The 16,019-nt window shown below is 54.4% G+C and carries 6 protein-coding genes; 2 read left to right on the forward strand and 4 right to left on the reverse strand.

What is annotated here, in order from left to right:
• The first annotated feature begins 24 nt into the window (after window positions 1-24).
• Window positions 25-1,554 carry a hypothetical protein gene (locus tag AC0QKW_RS01610; RefSeq protein WP_473149317.1) on the forward strand — a complete coding sequence of 510 codons (1,530 nt, stop codon included), beginning with the start codon at window positions 25-27 and terminating at the stop codon, window positions 1,552-1,554.
• A gap of 65 nt (window positions 1,555-1,619) precedes the next feature.
• A complete protein-coding gene (locus AC0QKW_RS01615; protein WP_473149318.1) occupies window positions 1,620-8,849 on the forward strand; it encodes a strawberry notch C-terminal domain-containing protein in 7,230 nt (2,409 codons plus the stop codon).
• Window positions 8,850-8,869: 20 nt separating this feature from the next.
• Here the strand turns inward: AC0QKW_RS01615 and AC0QKW_RS01620 are convergent, their stop codons facing one another.
• The 4 genes from AC0QKW_RS01620 to AC0QKW_RS01635 all read right to left on the reverse strand — a co-directional run bounded on the left by AC0QKW_RS01620 (window position 8,870) and on the right by AC0QKW_RS01635 (window position 15,929).
• On the reverse strand, window positions 8,870-12,163 hold the full coding sequence (locus AC0QKW_RS01620; RefSeq protein WP_473149319.1) for a helicase-related protein: 3,294 nt from the start codon (window positions 12,161-12,163) through the stop codon (window positions 8,870-8,872).
• A gap of 255 nt (window positions 12,164-12,418) precedes the next feature.
• Window positions 12,419-12,631 (reverse strand): hypothetical protein, encoded by a 213-nt coding sequence (locus tag AC0QKW_RS01625; RefSeq protein WP_473149320.1) that lies wholly within the window; start codon window positions 12,629-12,631, stop codon window positions 12,419-12,421.
• Window positions 12,628-13,071 carry a hypothetical protein gene (locus AC0QKW_RS01630; RefSeq protein ID WP_473149321.1) on the reverse strand — a complete coding sequence of 148 codons (444 nt, stop codon included), beginning with the start codon at window positions 13,069-13,071 and terminating at the stop codon, window positions 12,628-12,630. Before AC0QKW_RS01630 ends, AC0QKW_RS01625 begins: the two co-directional genes overlap by 4 nt.
• The gene (locus AC0QKW_RS01635) at window positions 13,071-15,929 is read right to left on the reverse strand and encodes an NACHT domain-containing protein (protein WP_473149322.1); all 2,859 of its coding nucleotides are present in this window, start codon (window positions 15,927-15,929) and stop codon (window positions 13,071-13,073) included. The genes AC0QKW_RS01630 and AC0QKW_RS01635 overlap by 1 nt, the downstream gene beginning before the upstream one ends.
• Window positions 15,930-16,019: the final 90 nt, after the last annotated feature.

Here is a 16,019-nt window from a genome sequence, read left to right on the forward strand (position 1 = left end):
AGCGCTGGTGCACGGGAGGGTGGCATGAATCCCTTTGTGATTAGTCCCCAGGAAGCTCAGGCGATTCAAGAAGATGAGATGCAGTTGGTGATGGCCCTGACCCAGGTGGGACAGAGGCTAGCGATGACCTTCAAACAAACGCCACCACTTCCCCAAGCGGGGCAAGATGACCTGCGGATTCAGCTGGGGCAACGGGTGGTTTATGGTCAACTGGCCGATGGCACGATACGGCGAGAGCTGAACCCCAACAGTCTGAAGGTAATTCTCGATGCCATTCAGCAGCCGGTCACCCCAGGCGTTGATCCAGACGCGTATCGGGGCAAAGTCCCGGCCATTGAGATTCGAGATCGCGGGACGGTGCTGTTTCGCGAAGAGCGGGACGGTGTCATTACCATTAACCAGATCCAGATGCAGATTGGGGAGGCTGTTGAACAAGCTCGACCCACTGCTCCCAGTCCAGCCCTGAATGGCCGCAACGGGAGAACTCCTGACGCTCAACAGCCAGGTCTGACGGTTGACCCAGAGGCTGTGGCTCAGATCGCAGCTCGCCTGATTAACCCGCTCCACGAGGGCAAGCCTCTTTATGATGCCGTAGCTGTTGGCGACTACCGCATCAAACAGAGTGGTCACCACCTGAGCGTTAGTCGCGACAACCAGATAATTTTGGCGGTGCGCGATGGGGCGGTAGTGTCCAATCAGTTGCAGGACACTGATCGGGCCACATTCCTGGAGCTGGAGACTCGGCTCTCCCCAGCCATGGCAGCGGAGGTAGCTCAGCCAGAACTATCCCGCAATGGTTCAACCCTACCAGCACTAAAAGTGCTGAACCGGGAAGTGGAGCGATCAAAAAATAGTCCGACCAAGACCCTGCTGAAGGCTACGGCAGAAACCTGGCAACTACCAACGCTTGATGTTCGCGTCACCCAGTGGACCAGTCAACACCTGGAGAACCGGCGCAATCAGCAGATGGCGCGGGCGGTGGTGGAGCTGTTTCAGCGAGGGCACGAACGTACGGGGGAAACCCTCTATCAAATCGGGGACTACAACCTCAGCCGTAAAGGGGCGGGCGAATACAGCCTGCGAGACCAGCAGGGAGAGCTGATGCAGGTGCGGGTGACGAGATCTGCCGGGCTGGGTCGGGGCATTGAGGTGGTATCGGTGGCAGAGCGGGTCAGTGATTTTCAGAGGCAGGAGTTGAGCCGCCTGCGCCACAACCGAGCAACCATGCCCCAGGGCAAGCTGGATGTGGAAGCCGTCTATGCGGCTCGCACCCGCAGGGTTGAGCATACCGTTCGGGGCTTCCTCCAGAGTCACGTCTATGCCAATGCCTGGAATAAGGAAGGGGGCCAGTTCAAGCTGGAAGTGGGCACCGACGACCTGCTGCGCATCACCGATAAGTGGGGGCGCGGGGTGGTATTTGAACGTCACCACAGCAACGTTGTCTCACGGCTGAACCAGCAGGATTTGCTGCACTTTGAGCGGTTAGAGCAGCGGATGCAGCTGGTTAAGCAGCAGACCCATCGTCAGCCCAAGGCCCAGATGGAGCTGGGCTGAATCATCACCGCAATCAGGGATTCTCCGGCATCTACCTCGACCGTCCATTCCCGGAGACCATAATCATGGGCCATCCTCAGCTGGCTGAGGCCTATGCGTCCTACTTCCTATCGGGTCAAGGCTTTGGCTCTATTGTCGAAGCGCGGCGGTTTGCGGCGGCTGTTCTTGGGGAGCCGGTGCAGCCTGGAACCGCGCTAGCCAAGACGGTGGATGAATCCGTTGAAGCAGCAGTGGTGCGGGCTGGGCGGCAAGTGGTGGAGAACTCAGCCACGACTCACGAAGCCTATGACCAGCTAGTGGAGTTGCTCCAGCGACAGCCTAATTTAAGCGTGCGGTCATCCACCTCGGTGCTGCAACAAGCCTACAGTACGCCGATTCCAATTGCTTATTTGGCTTCGGTTTTAGGTGGCATCAACGTTGACAAGACGGTCTATGAACCCACGGCGGGTAATGGAGCGCTGCTGATTGGGGCGAATCCAGAGCAGGTGATCGCCAATGAGCTGAATCCAGATCGCTGGGCTGAACTCCAAACCCGTGGCTTTAGCCAGCTCACCCAGGCCGATGCTTTGACCTACAAGCCTGAGGCCCAGGTGGATGTGGTCATCAGTAATCCGCCCTTCGGGGTGGTTAAAGACGAGCAGCGTCACACCCGCCGATTTCCCATGGCCGATACCTGGACAGCCCAAATCGACCAGGTGATCGCCCTGAAGGCGTTGACGGTGATGAAAGAGGGCGGTCGAGCAGTCCTAATTTTAGGAGGCAAGCAAGGTCGTGAAGACGAACACCGCTCGGAGCGCTACAACAGCCGTGAGAGTCGTGCCTTCTATTACCTGCTGTACCAGCACTACCGGGTTACCCAGCATGTCTCGATCTGGGGTGACCTGTACCGCAAGCAGGGCGCTGGGTTTCCCATCGACGTGATTGTGATTGAGGGGCGGGGTAAATCAGAGCGCCCCCTGCCTGCCGCAGAGGTGCCTGCCATCTACACATCGTTTACTGAATTAAAGGAGCTACTTCCCAATGAACCTATCCACCATGCCCGTATCCCCTTGGACGTATCCATTCATGAACCGTCAGTATCCCAGCTTTCCCAACCTCTGGACGCCGGAGGGTCTGGGAACGCTATTCATCGTCAAAGTGCCGCCCGAACTGGATCAGCTGAGCGAAGCAACTTACCTACAGTTGATGCAAACTCGGCTGGACAGAATGATTCAGGATTCCGTCTCGGAAACCTCCCAAATCGAGACGCAACAAGGGCTGGCCACCACCCTCAGCGAATTGGACTGGGCTCAGGAAATTCCGATACTGGAGCCAGACGACGACCCGGACTTCGCCCTGGAGTATTGGCGGCAGCAGTGGGCGGTGACCTTGATTCGGAGCAACTGGCGGTTTCAGGAACGACTCGGCTATTACGGGGGGAGCTTTCCGGTAACGCCCGTAACCCCCAGCTATCCCGACTATCCGGACTGGCTGAGCCTGCACGACGAAACCACGCTAGAGACGTGGCTGAACGAACTAAGCCTGTAGCCCTTCACCCAGAACTCACCATGAATACTCCTCTTTCAACCGGCGAGGCTGTGGCTCCGTCGGTAGACACTTATGATGTCCAGCCTCGGCAAGTGGCCTATGTGCCCAAAAGCAAGGGTTTCTCAACCCAGACTCTGATTCCGTTCAATATGGCCAGTGCAGCTCAGCAGGCGCTAGAGCGATTTGAGCAGCAGCATGGCGACATTGATGACTACCTAGCTACCCGCCTGGGCTATGGGTCTGTGGCGGAGCTGCATCAGTATTTCAGTGCAGAACAGGTGGATGCCTCGGCCCTGGCAATTAGCAACATCGAGCGGGGCGCGGGGTTTATTACCGGCGACCAGACCGGCATCGGCAAGGGCCGAATCTGTGCCAGCATCATGCGCTATGCCCAGCAGCAGGGGAAGATCGCCCTGTTCATCACCAAAGACAAACCACTCTATGCCGACATGATGCGGGATGTGGGGGATATCGGGATGAGGCGGTTCACCCCATTTATTACCGATAGCGGTACCGAGATTCCGCTGGCCAATGGCGCGGCGCTGAAGACCGCTGGGGCCGCCAAGCAGCAGGCGGAAATGCAGGGGATGATCCAGCGGGGCAACCTGGGCCGTTACAGCGCGGTGTTTACCACCTACAGCCAGCTTCAGACCGTAGGGAAGAAGGAACCGTTACGGCGCACGTTCCTGAGACGGATGGCTCCAAATGCCATCTTGATCCTTGATGAGGCCCACCAGGCGGGGGGCAGCAAGGGCGGGTGGAAGGAAGCGGGGCCACCGGATCGGGCGGATTTTGTACGGGAGTTGATCGATCTGTCCTCGGGGGTGTTTTATTCCTCGGCCACCTACGCTAAACGAGCCGATGTGATGGATCTCTATGCCCGGCGCACCGATTTGCGGCTGGGCGTGAGCAGCATGACGGCCTTGGAGAATATCCTCACCCGTGGCGGGGTGCCGCTCCAGCAGATTGTCGCCAGTAAGTTTGTCGCTTCTGGGCAAATGCTCAGGCGGGAGCGCTCCTATGAGGGCATTTCGTTTCAAGCCAAGACGGTGCCAGTGGATCGGGTGGTGGCCGACGACTTCTCGGCAGCGATGCGGGGGATCAAGGATTTTGACCGGGCCAAGCAGAAGGCAGTAAAGGCGATCAGTAATGAAGTGAAGGCGGAAGCGAAGGCCTTGGGGCAGGATGGGGCGATTGGCGAGGTGGGAGCGCAGAGTACCAACTTCACCTCGTTGATGCACAACTGCATTGAGCAGGGATTGCTGGCCCAGAAAGCGGATGCGACGGTAGAAGAGGCGATCTCAGCTCTCCAGAGGGGCGAAAAGCCCGTGATTACAGTGGCTAACACCATGGGCAGCTTCATCGAGGCCTATGCGGAATCCCAGGATTTGAGCCCTGGGGACGCCATGAGCCTTTCCTTTGGGGATCTGCTGGAACGGTATCTGGAGAGATCGCGTGATGTCGTTATCAAAGATTACCGGGGCCACTCCACTCGGCTGCGACTCAGCGATGAGCAACTCGGAGCCGAGGCGGTTTTGGTCTATGAAGAAGCGCTGGATTGCATTCGCGAGTCCGACTTCAGCAGCATTCCCATTAGCCCGATTGACTACATCGAGCAGCAGCTAGAGCGGGCAGGCTACCGGATTACCGAAGTCACCGGGCGCAAGGCGGGCATCGAGTATGGGGCCGATGGCACCATGGCCTACAAGGTTCGACTGGGGGAGGAAAAGACAGCCAAGGGTAGGATCGATGCGGTGGCCCGGTTCAATGCCGGGGATGCGGACGTTATTCTGCTCAACTGCTCGGGTTCGACTGGCATCTCGCTCCACGCCTCAGAGAAGTTTGCTGACCAGCGGCCTCGCCACATGATTGTGGCCCAGGCCGAACGAGACATTAACGTGTTTATGCAGATGTTGGGCCGGGTGCATCGCACGGGGCAGGTAGCGTTGCCCAACTATACGCTGCTGATGGGTGACCTCCCAGCCGAAAAGCGACCAGGGGCCATTTTGTGTCGCAAGATGGCCAGTCTGAATGCCAACACCACGGCAGCAAGAGAGACGGATATCTCGCTCAACACGGTGGTGGATTTTATGAATCCCTACGGCGAGCAGGTGGTGACGGAGCTGTTGGCGGATGACCCCGAACTCAACGCCAAGCTAGATTTTCCTGCTGCCAAGGCCGAAAACGATGCCTCAGATATTGCCCTGATCAAGAGGGTGACAGGTCGGATTCCGCTGCTGCCCATTGCCGAACAAGAAGCCGTCTACAGCCTGATTGAATCCGAGTACTGCGACCTGGTGGATCAGGCGCGGGCGATGGGGGAGAACATTCTGGAGGCAGATCAGCTGGATTTGGATGCCCGGCCCCTAGCGCGGATGGAGGTGATGTCCGATGACAGTGAGACCGCGAGCGAGTTTACCGGGCCAGTGTATCTGGAACTGGTGGAGGCGAAGAGTGAGAGCAAGCCGCTGACCCAGCTCCAGGCGATCAATGTGGTTTGCGAGTCGGTGGGGTTGGCGGAGGTGAATTTGGTAGAAGCCCATGACCCGGATGCTGTAGCTGCGCAGGCCAGGCAGCAGGTGGCGGCGACAATTAGCCAGTTGGAATCAGAGACGAACCAATATCGGCAGGCGGCGATCGCCCAAAAGCAAGACAGCAAGGCGATTGAGAAACTCAACGACCGCATTGAACAGCAGTTTATGCATGTCTCTGGCGTGTTGGAAACTTTCGTACCGGGGACACCGCTGCGGCTGGTAACCCCAGCCAGTAAGACGATTCTCTATGGTGTGGTCGCGGGGGCGGACGCCAAGAAGCGATCCGGGAGTCCGGCGGCACCGAACCGCTGGAAGTTGAGGATTTTGGTGGCAGATTCCGCACGGCAGATTACGGTGCCGTTGTCGAAGTTCAACACGGGGCGGGCTGGGGCAATTGACGCCACGGTGCAGACCGAGGATTGGTTTGGCAATAGCGTGTACTCGCTGTTCGACATGCAGCAGGAAGCAGGGCGGGTCAACCGGCAGATTTTCACGGGCAACCTGATTAAGGCGTTTGAGAAATACTCCAATGGGAAATTGGTGAACTACACCGACTTCCGGGGCGAGGTCTGCCAGGGGCTGATTATGCCCAAGGGCTTTGATATTGAGTCGGAGCTGACTAAGGAACCGGTGGCGTTTAAGGAGCCCCAGCAGGTGTTTCGGTTCCTCACGGAGCTGACCAACCGACAGGGGACGGTAAAGACCCTGGATGAGCTGTTGCTGCTGAAGCCCCAGCAGGCAGGGGACGGATTTATTCTGCAAGCACCGAAATCGAAAGAGTCGGGCGGGCGGTATTACTTGGATGAGGAACTAATTGCGGCGGCGGGGTCGGATTTTTACTCGGTCGCTGATCGCATGGAAGTCGTCATTCCCCCAGAGCGGCTGGAGCGGGTGCTAGGAGTGGTGATGCACCAACGGAACTACACCCTGGCGGCGTTTGAGTTCAAGGAGGTGGCGCGGGATTTGGTGGGGGTGTCGTTGCCGACGCTGGAAAAGGTGGAGATGGAGGCAGTTAAGCCACCGGTTGTTTCCCAACCGGTGGTAAGTCAGCCACGCCCAGAGCAAGCCGTGGAAAAACCTGCGGTTGAAACAGCAGAGAATCCCGTGTCCCCAGCCGTACCCAATCAACCCCCAATGGGCCAACTGGAGAAGCGGATTCTGCGGTTTTTGAGAAATGCGGGGATTGAGCAGGACGTAATGACCTCTCAGGAGTTTCACTTGCGGATTGAGAATGAGCCGTTTATTCCCCTGGTGGTGGAGCGTCAGGGCGATGAGCTGTATCTGACCCACTACCTGACCCAAAACGGCGACATGTTCATCGACTCGGAGATGGTGTTTCGGGTGCGGGGTGAGGGGCACATCGAGTTTAAGGAGACGGCGGTGCAGAGTTTGCGCGGTGGGGAGTCGCGGTTGCCGGATCGCACCTTTGCCCAGATTTTCTCCAAGAACATCGTGCAGCAGGGGTTCGCGGAGGCTGCGAAGGCCCAGCTTCAGGCCCAAGCAGCACCCGCAGTGGAGCAGGAACCGGAGGATGAGCGATCGCGGATGCCGAGTGATATGCGGCAGTATTTGGAGGTGAAAGAACAGTATTCTGATGCGATCGTGCTGGTGCAGTCGCCAGACCAGCGGTTCTATGAGGCGTTTTTTGACGGGGCTCGGCCCTTGATCGAGCATCTAGAAATGATTGGTACCAGCATGGAGTCTGGGGTGAAGGAACTCGGACGGGTACGAGTGGCAGGGTTTCCGGTGCAGAGTTTGCACAAGTATTTAGACAGGCTGACCCAGCAGGGGGAGGTGGTGATTGCGGAGGGAGAGGGGGCGATCGCCATCCACCCCCATCAACCGCTTGCCCTCGCTGTGGAGGAAGCACCACCGCCTGAACCCGAAGCTGTGGTTGATGCCCCAGCTACTGGAGAACCTGAATTTCGGGTGCAGAGTTTGTTTGATGTGGAACCCTTTCGGACAGGTCACCCCACTGGACAGGTGCCACGACCTAGCCCAGATCCGCTGTGGCAGCAAGAGCCAGCGACAACAGCGCCCGCGCCATCTCAGAATCTGCCCCCAGCCAAGCCTGTAAAACCGGTTCAGGGGCCAACGCTACAAGAGATTGCCGATGAGGTGCGGGGAGCGGATTTGGAGGATGTGGCGGCGCATTTGGGGTTGGAATGCGATCGCCACGACAAGCACAAGTGGCGCAATGGCGACCACATCATCAGTATCAGCGGGCCGCTGTTCATGGACTGGTTGGCCGATGCTGGGGGGCGCGGAGCGATTGACCTGGTGATGTATGTTCAGGGGGTGGAGTTCAAGCAGGCGGTGGAATGGCTGTCAGGTCAGGATTTCTCCCAGCGACCGGCACAGGCGTCTAGCTCTGCCCAGGCGAAAGCCTCGGAACCTCGGGCATTGGAGATGCCGGGGGACTCTCCCCGGCGATGGGATGCGGTGCGTGAGTATCTGGTGGAAATCCGCAAGCTACCGGCGGTGCTGGTGGATCGGCTCAATGAGCGGGGCTTGATCTTCGCCGATGACCATCAGAATGCCGTATTTTTGCGCCATGAGTTGCAGGCTCAAACCTGGAGTCGGGGCGAGGTGATTGGGGCCAGTTTGCGGGGGACTTGGGGGGAGGAGAACCATTTCCACGGGTTAGCTCCAGGGTCGGCCAGAGACCAAGGGTGGTTTTGGATTGGCACCGGGCAGGGGCCAGTAAACCGGGTGCTGCTGGTGGAGTCGCCGATTGATGCGATGTCGCTGGCGGTGCTGGATCGGGCGCAACGAGGGCCGGAGGGAGTGTCGATTTATCTCTCGACGGATGGCGCGGGTGGCGTGCCAGTCGAGGCACTCAAGACCGTGCTACGGAGTGGGGGGCTGGTGGCAGCGGCGTTTGATGCGGATGTAGCGGGGGAGACCATGGCCTGGCGGGTAGCGCAGCAGGTGCCGGGGATTGAGCGGCTGACGCCGAACCAAGGCAAGGACTGGAATGAGGTGTTGGTCAATCCGGAGGGGGGCGGCAATGGGTGGCAGCAGAGCCGCCCGGAGTTAGGTCAACTCTGGCGATGGCATGGGGCAGCCGTGGCGCTGGGGAGACCAGAGGGGTATTTGAGCCGGATAACGGAGGTGGCGAGAGAAGTAGCGAAAGGACAGTCACTGTCGGAGAAGGCGATCGCGGCTATGCAGCGAGATTTGGGGAGTAGGCCAAGGGCGGTGGTTAAGAAGACTGTAGATGTTGAGATGTAGCAGCAGTCGAAAGACAGAGGTCATGATGCAACGCCAACGATCGCCGCGACAATTCGCTCGTCTAGGGGCTTGAGGTAACCTAAATCGATTCCTGCGAAAGCTTTTTGTAAGTCCTGGGTCACCAATGGTCTATCCAGCAGTTCTTGACGGATGTCTTTCAACCTGAGGGGGCCATGCCGCCGCCGTTGCTGTTTGAGGCAGTCATACCAGATAGGACGAATCAGGTCGAGCCAGCGTTCGGCTAAGCTACCGGGGTCTACGGGTTCCTGGGAGTTGGGCTGTAGAAGCTTTAAGAGCTGTCGAATGAAATTGGCGCGATCACTATCCCCTTTGAGATTAGCCCGCTCCAGGTATTCCCCTAAAATGAACTTCATTTCCTCCAACGCCCGTTGTTTCCGACGAGGTAGGAGCAGCACCTCGGTCTGACGGAGCTGTTGCAGGAAGTCTTGGAGAACCCTAGCCGCCTGTTCCAGCTTGTCTTTAGGTAGGTTATCGACTTCATCAGTCAGCACATTGCGGAGGTGCTGACTGACCTCCTCCAGATCCGTTACGGGTTTGGCTTGGGGGCTATCCAGGTAGACCCAGCGAGGGGCACCCCATTCAGTGCCTGCGATCGCAAAAAATACCCAGGGACGGCGGGCCGATACGATGCTAATCCGCTTGCGTTGCAGTGCCCGCACCGAGGCAATTACCCGCGCATCGCTGGTTCGCATTCGTTCGTAAATATCCCGCTGAACCAGGGCTGATTCTCCTTCAACCAGCGATCGCACTGGGGTAAACACATCCAGGAGCTGGTCTGCCGGGGTGCCCGCTTCAATCACCTCATTTAAGCGAGTGATCGTGTCTGATAGCTGTAGCTCCCCGGTCAACAATTCATTCGGCAGGGGAATATTGGCCCCCAGCATCTCAGAAGAAAATCTCATCCGATCCACAAACCGCTGGTCAGAGGACAAAATGAACTCTTCGCTATCCTTCGGAAAAAACACCTCAATCTGAGGATGGGGGCTGTCCATGCGGTCAATGCGCCCAATTCGTTGTTCAGCCACCCGCACCACGGTGGGCATATCGAGGTTGACCACTGCCGACGCCTGCTGGAGATTGATGCCCTCTGACATGGCATCGGAACAGAGCAGAATGACGCCTTTTCGTTGAGACCCCAGTTGACAGGCCCGGTTAGCTTTGTCTCTTTCCGTTTTGCTGGTGCCCGTCGCGATCATCACCTCACAACCTGGGTGCTGACGGAGGCGATCGTGAATATCCGCTAGGGTGATCAGGCTTTTATCAAAGGCGATGACAATGCCGTGTTTTTTCAATAAGTCAGTCAGTTTCCTGGCTTTGACCTCTTCTCGACCATCCGACATTTGGTTGACTAGCTTTTCGATACGTTCATACAGGCGAATTTCTTCCTGGCTGGCCAGCTCATGCTGCTCTGAGTCGGTCAGCCACTCGGGCATTGAAATATTCAGGGTTTGCTGGGCAGGTTTACCGGCTTTCTCTTGCAGGCTGCTGATCACATTGCCAGTCTCTTGAGCCTTGACCTTGGTAGAAATCTTGCCCCAGGTCTTGGCAAATTCCGTCCCCCTAATCAGCTCGATAAGGCGAACTCGGGAGGATCTTAGGCTCGCCATGACGTAATACATGGCCAGGGCAGCAGCGCTGCTCAGCCGAGTTTCCAGATATTGTTCGTGGGTTCCACCATAGAAATCGGGCACTTCTATCGGTTTTTGGACATACTGGATGCCTTTGAGCTGAGCAGCGGTTTCCCGGATTTGAGCGGCCAGTTGGCGGTCTTGATTGGCGGTGGCGGTATTGCGATCGCAGATATAGACATCCGTGATGTGCTTGGGATAGCGACAGGGAACCCCATGCTTATTTCTAAATGCCTCTGGATTGCCCTCAATCATCCGGTTCAGCATGGTTTTGGTTCGCCGCACCGTAAAGCGTTGAATGGCCCGTTGGATTTTCTCTAGCTCGGCCTGGGCAATGTCTTCCCCCCGCCGCCGTCGAATATGGCTGAGGGTATCTAGCAAGTCGTCGTCAAAGTTGTCGGCCCCCAGCAAGTCAACAATGGCAATTAAGTCTAGGGGGCCGCGATTGATGGGGGTAGCCGTGAACAGCAGCACATGGTCTGCAATATTGTTGAACAGCTGTCGAGTCCGAGTGGATTTCAGGTTCAAGAAGCGATGGGCTTCATCAACAGCAAGCACCTGGGCGCGGCGGATGAGGCGCAAGACATCCTCTCGCTTGTTTTCAGTAGTGTTGCTCAATAGGCCATGGGAACAGGTGAGGGTATTCTCTCCACAGCGGTGAGACTCTTCTTGCCAGGAGGCTTCGACGCTAGGCGGGCACAGCAGGATAGGAATTTCCGTCTTGATGCGACCGGTACTCCACATCTTCTGCATCACGCTGCGAATTAGGTTGGCACCGGTTTTCGTTTTGCCAGAACCGGTGGCGTCGGCAACCAGAACACTACCAACGTTCTCAATCACCCACAGGGCGTGGGCAATGCCCTGGTATTGAGAAGGCCAGAGGGCGGCTTCATCGCTGTATTGCAGTCCCTGGGTATACCGAATGGCCCAATCGCCTTCCAGCAGTTCGGCACAGGCTCTGGCCAGAGCTTCTTGCCAGGTGACGACGCTCAACAGCAGTTCTAGCAGTTCGATCAGTTCTGCCTGGTAGTCTCGCCCTAGCTCCCAGTAGCTCGCTGCTATCTGGCAGGCTTCTTGATAGCGCTCGGGCTCTGCTTCCCGCTGGTAGCGGCTATTGGCCTCGTGTTGGAGTTCTAAGCCGGACTGGCTGAAATTGCTTGACCCGAGGGTAATAGCCTCATCCCCCCGGAAAATTTTGGCATGTAGGGGACGGGATTGATTGGAGAGTCGGGCTTCTACCTTGCCGCTGCGGAGGAGTTCGATGGCCACAATCACTTTGGCACAGAGGAAGATGGAGATTCCTCGCTCTTCCAGCCAGTAGCGTTGAACTTCGGTAGCTAGGTTGCTGTCTTTGAGGCGAAAGGTGGTGCGCTGGGTAGGATGTGGCTCGTTGCCAATTAGGATTTGGATGGTGTCGAAGGCAGCTTCGTTTGTTTCCAACTTCTGGTGGCATTCGGCCAGAAACTCGATCACCATGCTCAGAGAGGTGTAACCGCTGATGATGAGGGGACGATGGGAGTTCAGCAGGTCTGGAAAGACGGCTGATTTGACGGTGTGGCGATTATGGTTGTGAGGGAAGCGATCGTGGGCAGGCAATTGGAGATTGGGGCTTGCCTGGACTTCTTCGATTTGACGTAGCAGGCTGAGTTGCTCACCAGATTCCATCGGTGTTGTTTCCCTCCCTAGATACTGTCATAGCTATCCAAACTCTAGGGTTCCCAGGCTAATACGTTATCAGATATCAATACAGATGAACTGTATTGATGGGAGAAAAGGCAATGACTACTGAAATGCCTTAGGAGCCGAAAAGGGCACTGGAATGCTAAAGAGAGACGTTCTAAAAACGCCTACCAAACTTGGACGGCGGCTCTAGTAGCTGTGGCAGTCATCAGCAGGGTTGGCAAGGTTAATATCCAAAAACTAGCCTTTCCAGTTTTGTTTCGCTCTAGAAAAAATTTCGTCTAATTGCTGCTCTTCGTAAATCTGACGAGATATCTCTACATAGTCCGTGGGGTTTTGATTGATTAATGCCAGAAAACGCAGAGTATTGGCCATGCCAAGTTCTTGCTTGAGGGTGGTTAGAGCTTTAACTCGAAGTTGAGCATCATTTAGGGTTGGGGTGGAATCTGTCATGGGGTTTCTCTCCGAATATAGTCAACCGGGTTCATGACTTCACAAGCTAATGATAGCTTCTTGGCTTGTCGCATCAGGACATCATCACAGGTGAGGAAGAAGTTTGCATTAGCATAGCTAGCACATGCGACATGCAAAATATCCTTTGCCGAGAATTTACCTTGCTGCATTAATTGCTGGGCAAGGCCGTAAATAGCGTCTTCTGGGCCAATTCTGATTTGACACAGGGTGGAAAGTTCCAAAGCAAACTCCTGCCGCTCTGGAAAGGGACAGAGTAGCGTTTCGTCTTCATGCATAAATGACCAGATTAACTGAGCTGTTTGGGCTTCTGCTCGATTGAAGATTTCTTGACAGGCTAACGCTTCAATTTGAATGCGACTCTGATTGGGGTCATCAAATCTTCGCTGAAAGCAGTTGTAGTCCAGGTAAATCAAGTCCATTAGCTTGATCCTCCTTTATTCCCCAATTTTTGCAACTTCTCCTGCGCCCATTCTCGCAGTTTCTCGTCGAGATCGTTGAGTGCACGATCTCGCAACAGATCGAGAGTTTTAGGATGTTTTGGATAATGGGTAAGGAGAGCTTCTAGAGCAACTTTTCGGGGGTTGGGAATCCAATCATGCTCAGTTTTATTACATGGATCATGAATGATAGAAGTGCAAAGAATCTCAAAAACCTCTGGGGAGTTACTCCAATTGAGTGCCAGTTTTTCAAGTGCTTGTCCACGCAGAAAATCTTCTTCGTCAGATTGAGCGAGGGATTTAACAATTAAGAATGTTTCTGGATCATCTTTCCATGATGATAACAAACCTCTTAACCCACTCAACCTAAAGCCCCAATTATACCCAGTTCGCGCCGCCTCCTTAAAAATAGCTAATGCATCTGGGTCATCTGAATAAAGTTCTTGCATAGCTATCACAGCCCCATATCTTGCTTTAGGTCTAACTGGCTTTTCAGAATGAATACAGTATTTAAGCCAGTCTAAGATACTTGGGTCTTCTTTCCACCCATATGCAATACCTCTAACTATATCTTTATTGTCTCCAATCGTGTCATCAAACAAGGCAATCTGTTTAAGCCAGTTAAAGGTTTCCAAATCATGCTGGCAAATTTTTGAAATAGCAACGACTGAATCTGTCCTAATTCTAAGAATTCTTCCATTATCTTCTGGATCTTCCCCATAAGGGCCATATTTCATTAAGTCCTTTAGAGTAGTCAATAATGAATCAGTTAACTCTGCTAAACGTCTGTGAATATCTTTCTCTAACAAGCAATCAACAGCCAGAAATATGTGGGTAAACGTATTTGCCTCTTCTTGTCTAATCAACCACCAAATCAACTGCTCGGTAAATTGGAAGTCAACCATTCCACAAATCAACCGAAGAACCTCGTGCCAGGTTTCATCTTGCCAGTGTTGACCGAATACTTCATCGCGTAATTGTTCAAAGGTGAGAGTGCGCTGTTTTTCAAAGCGATGGACGATTTCAACCGCACAGAAATATTCCAAGAAAGTGCGGTGCATGAAGCCATAGGTATCGGCTCCGCGATAGCAAAGGATGAAATTGCGCTCTCGAAGTTGCTGAATCAAGCGATCGGCCTTTTCACGGGGTTCGCTGAAGCCCTGATCGCGTAAATAGTTGGTCAAAATGTGGGTGAGGCGTTCTGCACTAATAAGATTGCCCTTCAGCCCTTCTTCCCCGGCCTGCATCTCATAGGCAATCAGGCGAAGCATTTCCTGCTTTTCCCGTCGTCCGATCGCATGTATAGGAATCTGTAAACGCTTGTGATCCACATCCCAATGGTAGAGCAGTACCCGTGAAGCCTGGTCATAGAGGTCAGCGCGATCACGCGGTAACTCCTGCCGTCGATTCAGAATTGCCATCATCGTCAGCAGCAGCGGATTGTCTGCCAGGTTGGCGATCGCTTTAGAATTGGCAATAGCATCCTTCAACCGCTGTTTCAGCCTCACTTTATCGAGATCACTGCCCATTGATAGGTCATACCAGCGATCTATAAATTCATGTATTTCATCGGTATTCAGAGATTGAATCGTAAAGTGTCGGAACCCGCTGTGCTGGAGGCGATCGGGGTTGTAGCCGATAATCCGAGATGTAACAAGCACCCGTGCTTTGGGATATTGCTGAGAAAAACGAATGATGTCATCAATGATGGTGGATTGGGTGGTGCGATCAAACACTTCGTCCAGACCGTCAAACATGATTAGCGTGGGCAACTCTAGCAAATGCTGATGGAGTTGCTGCTGGTCAAACTGCCAATCTACACCTCGACCGCGATGCAGAAATTCGAGAAAGTTAGCAGATGGATTGAGAGCAAATTCTCGCAACTCAATCAATAATGGCAGTTTTTCGGTATTACCCTCAACCCACTCCAACGCCAAATATTGCAAAAGGCTTGATTTTCCCGATCCCGGATCTCCTAAAATAAGCGCCCGCTGAGAGTCGGCTATCGCTTCTAAAACCTTTCGTGCAGGCTGCTGAAAATACTCGTGGCGGTAATGCTCTAAGGCTTCAGGCGATAAATCTGCTTCAAGTTGTCCTCTGTCTTGTAGTTGTCGTTTCAAGTCCAGAGGCAGATCGTAACGCATCGGGGGCAATGCCTCTCGCACCGTTTGCTCAATGAATATAGCCCAAAGTTTGATGGCATCGACTCGGTCAGTGCTGTCGAGGGTATGCAGCTTCAGATAGCCATAGCTAGACTGCAAACTGTCTCGATAGGTTTCAATATCAAATCCCGGTGAGAGTTGTGCAGTATTACGGACAATGTCTTCTAGCAGGTCAGAGTTCAGAATCTCGCGCAACTCTGGATTTGCTTTAACAATGCCCTTGACCTCATACACATATTCTTTACCGACTCCTCGCCAATCAAACTCCTCTAAAGGAAACTGCCATCCAGAGCCTTGATACTGCTCTGCCCAAATTTTCTCTAACTGCCTGTAATCAATTTGTTTGCAATCCTTCTCAAAGGCTTTCCCCAGAATCGGGCGCACCGCCTTATCTTGCACAAATTTCTTGATCGCTGTTTTATAGTGATGCTGAATACTGGTTTCAGGAATGTCGTTAATCTGAAGTTCTTTAACAAAGCGCTTGATAAAGTAGCCAACTGCTTCTGCCATTGGCGCTTTCAACGCTGAGGCATTTAATCGGCTGACTCCGCCACTTAGACAATCCTTGAAAAAATCTTGAACATACCCTTCCAGAACAGGCTTGCTCAAATCGAGAACCTGATCCAGTACTAACTTGCCAAGCTCAATTCCTGTTGTCGCTGCCAACCATTCCAACATAGTGAGATTTCAGACATGACCCGACGCTCTCTCTAATATCGCATCCACATTGGGGAGATGGCAGAGATTTCAGACTCAAGCCACAATAAG

The sequence above is a fragment of the Pseudanabaena sp. PCC 9330 genome, from assembly GCF_055795045.1.

Coding starts and splice junctions, on each gene's coding strand:
- AC0QKW_RS01610 (WP_473149317.1), top strand. CDS start 25: ATGAATCCCTTTGTGATTAGTCCCCAGGAAGCTCAGGCGATTCAAGAA.
- AC0QKW_RS01615 (WP_473149318.1), top strand. CDS start 1,620: ATGGGCCATCCTCAGCTGGCTGAGGCCTATGCGTCCTACTTCCTATCG.
- AC0QKW_RS01620 (WP_473149319.1), bottom strand. CDS start 12,163: ATGGAATCTGGTGAGCAACTCAGCCTGCTACGTCAAATCGAAGAAGTC.
- AC0QKW_RS01625 (WP_473149320.1), bottom strand. CDS start 12,631: ATGACAGATTCCACCCCAACCCTAAATGATGCTCAACTTCGAGTTAAA.
- AC0QKW_RS01630 (WP_473149321.1), bottom strand. CDS start 13,071: ATGGACTTGATTTACCTGGACTACAACTGCTTTCAGCGAAGATTTGAT.
- AC0QKW_RS01635 (WP_473149322.1), bottom strand. CDS start 15,929: ATGTTGGAATGGTTGGCAGCGACAACAGGAATTGAGCTTGGCAAGTTA.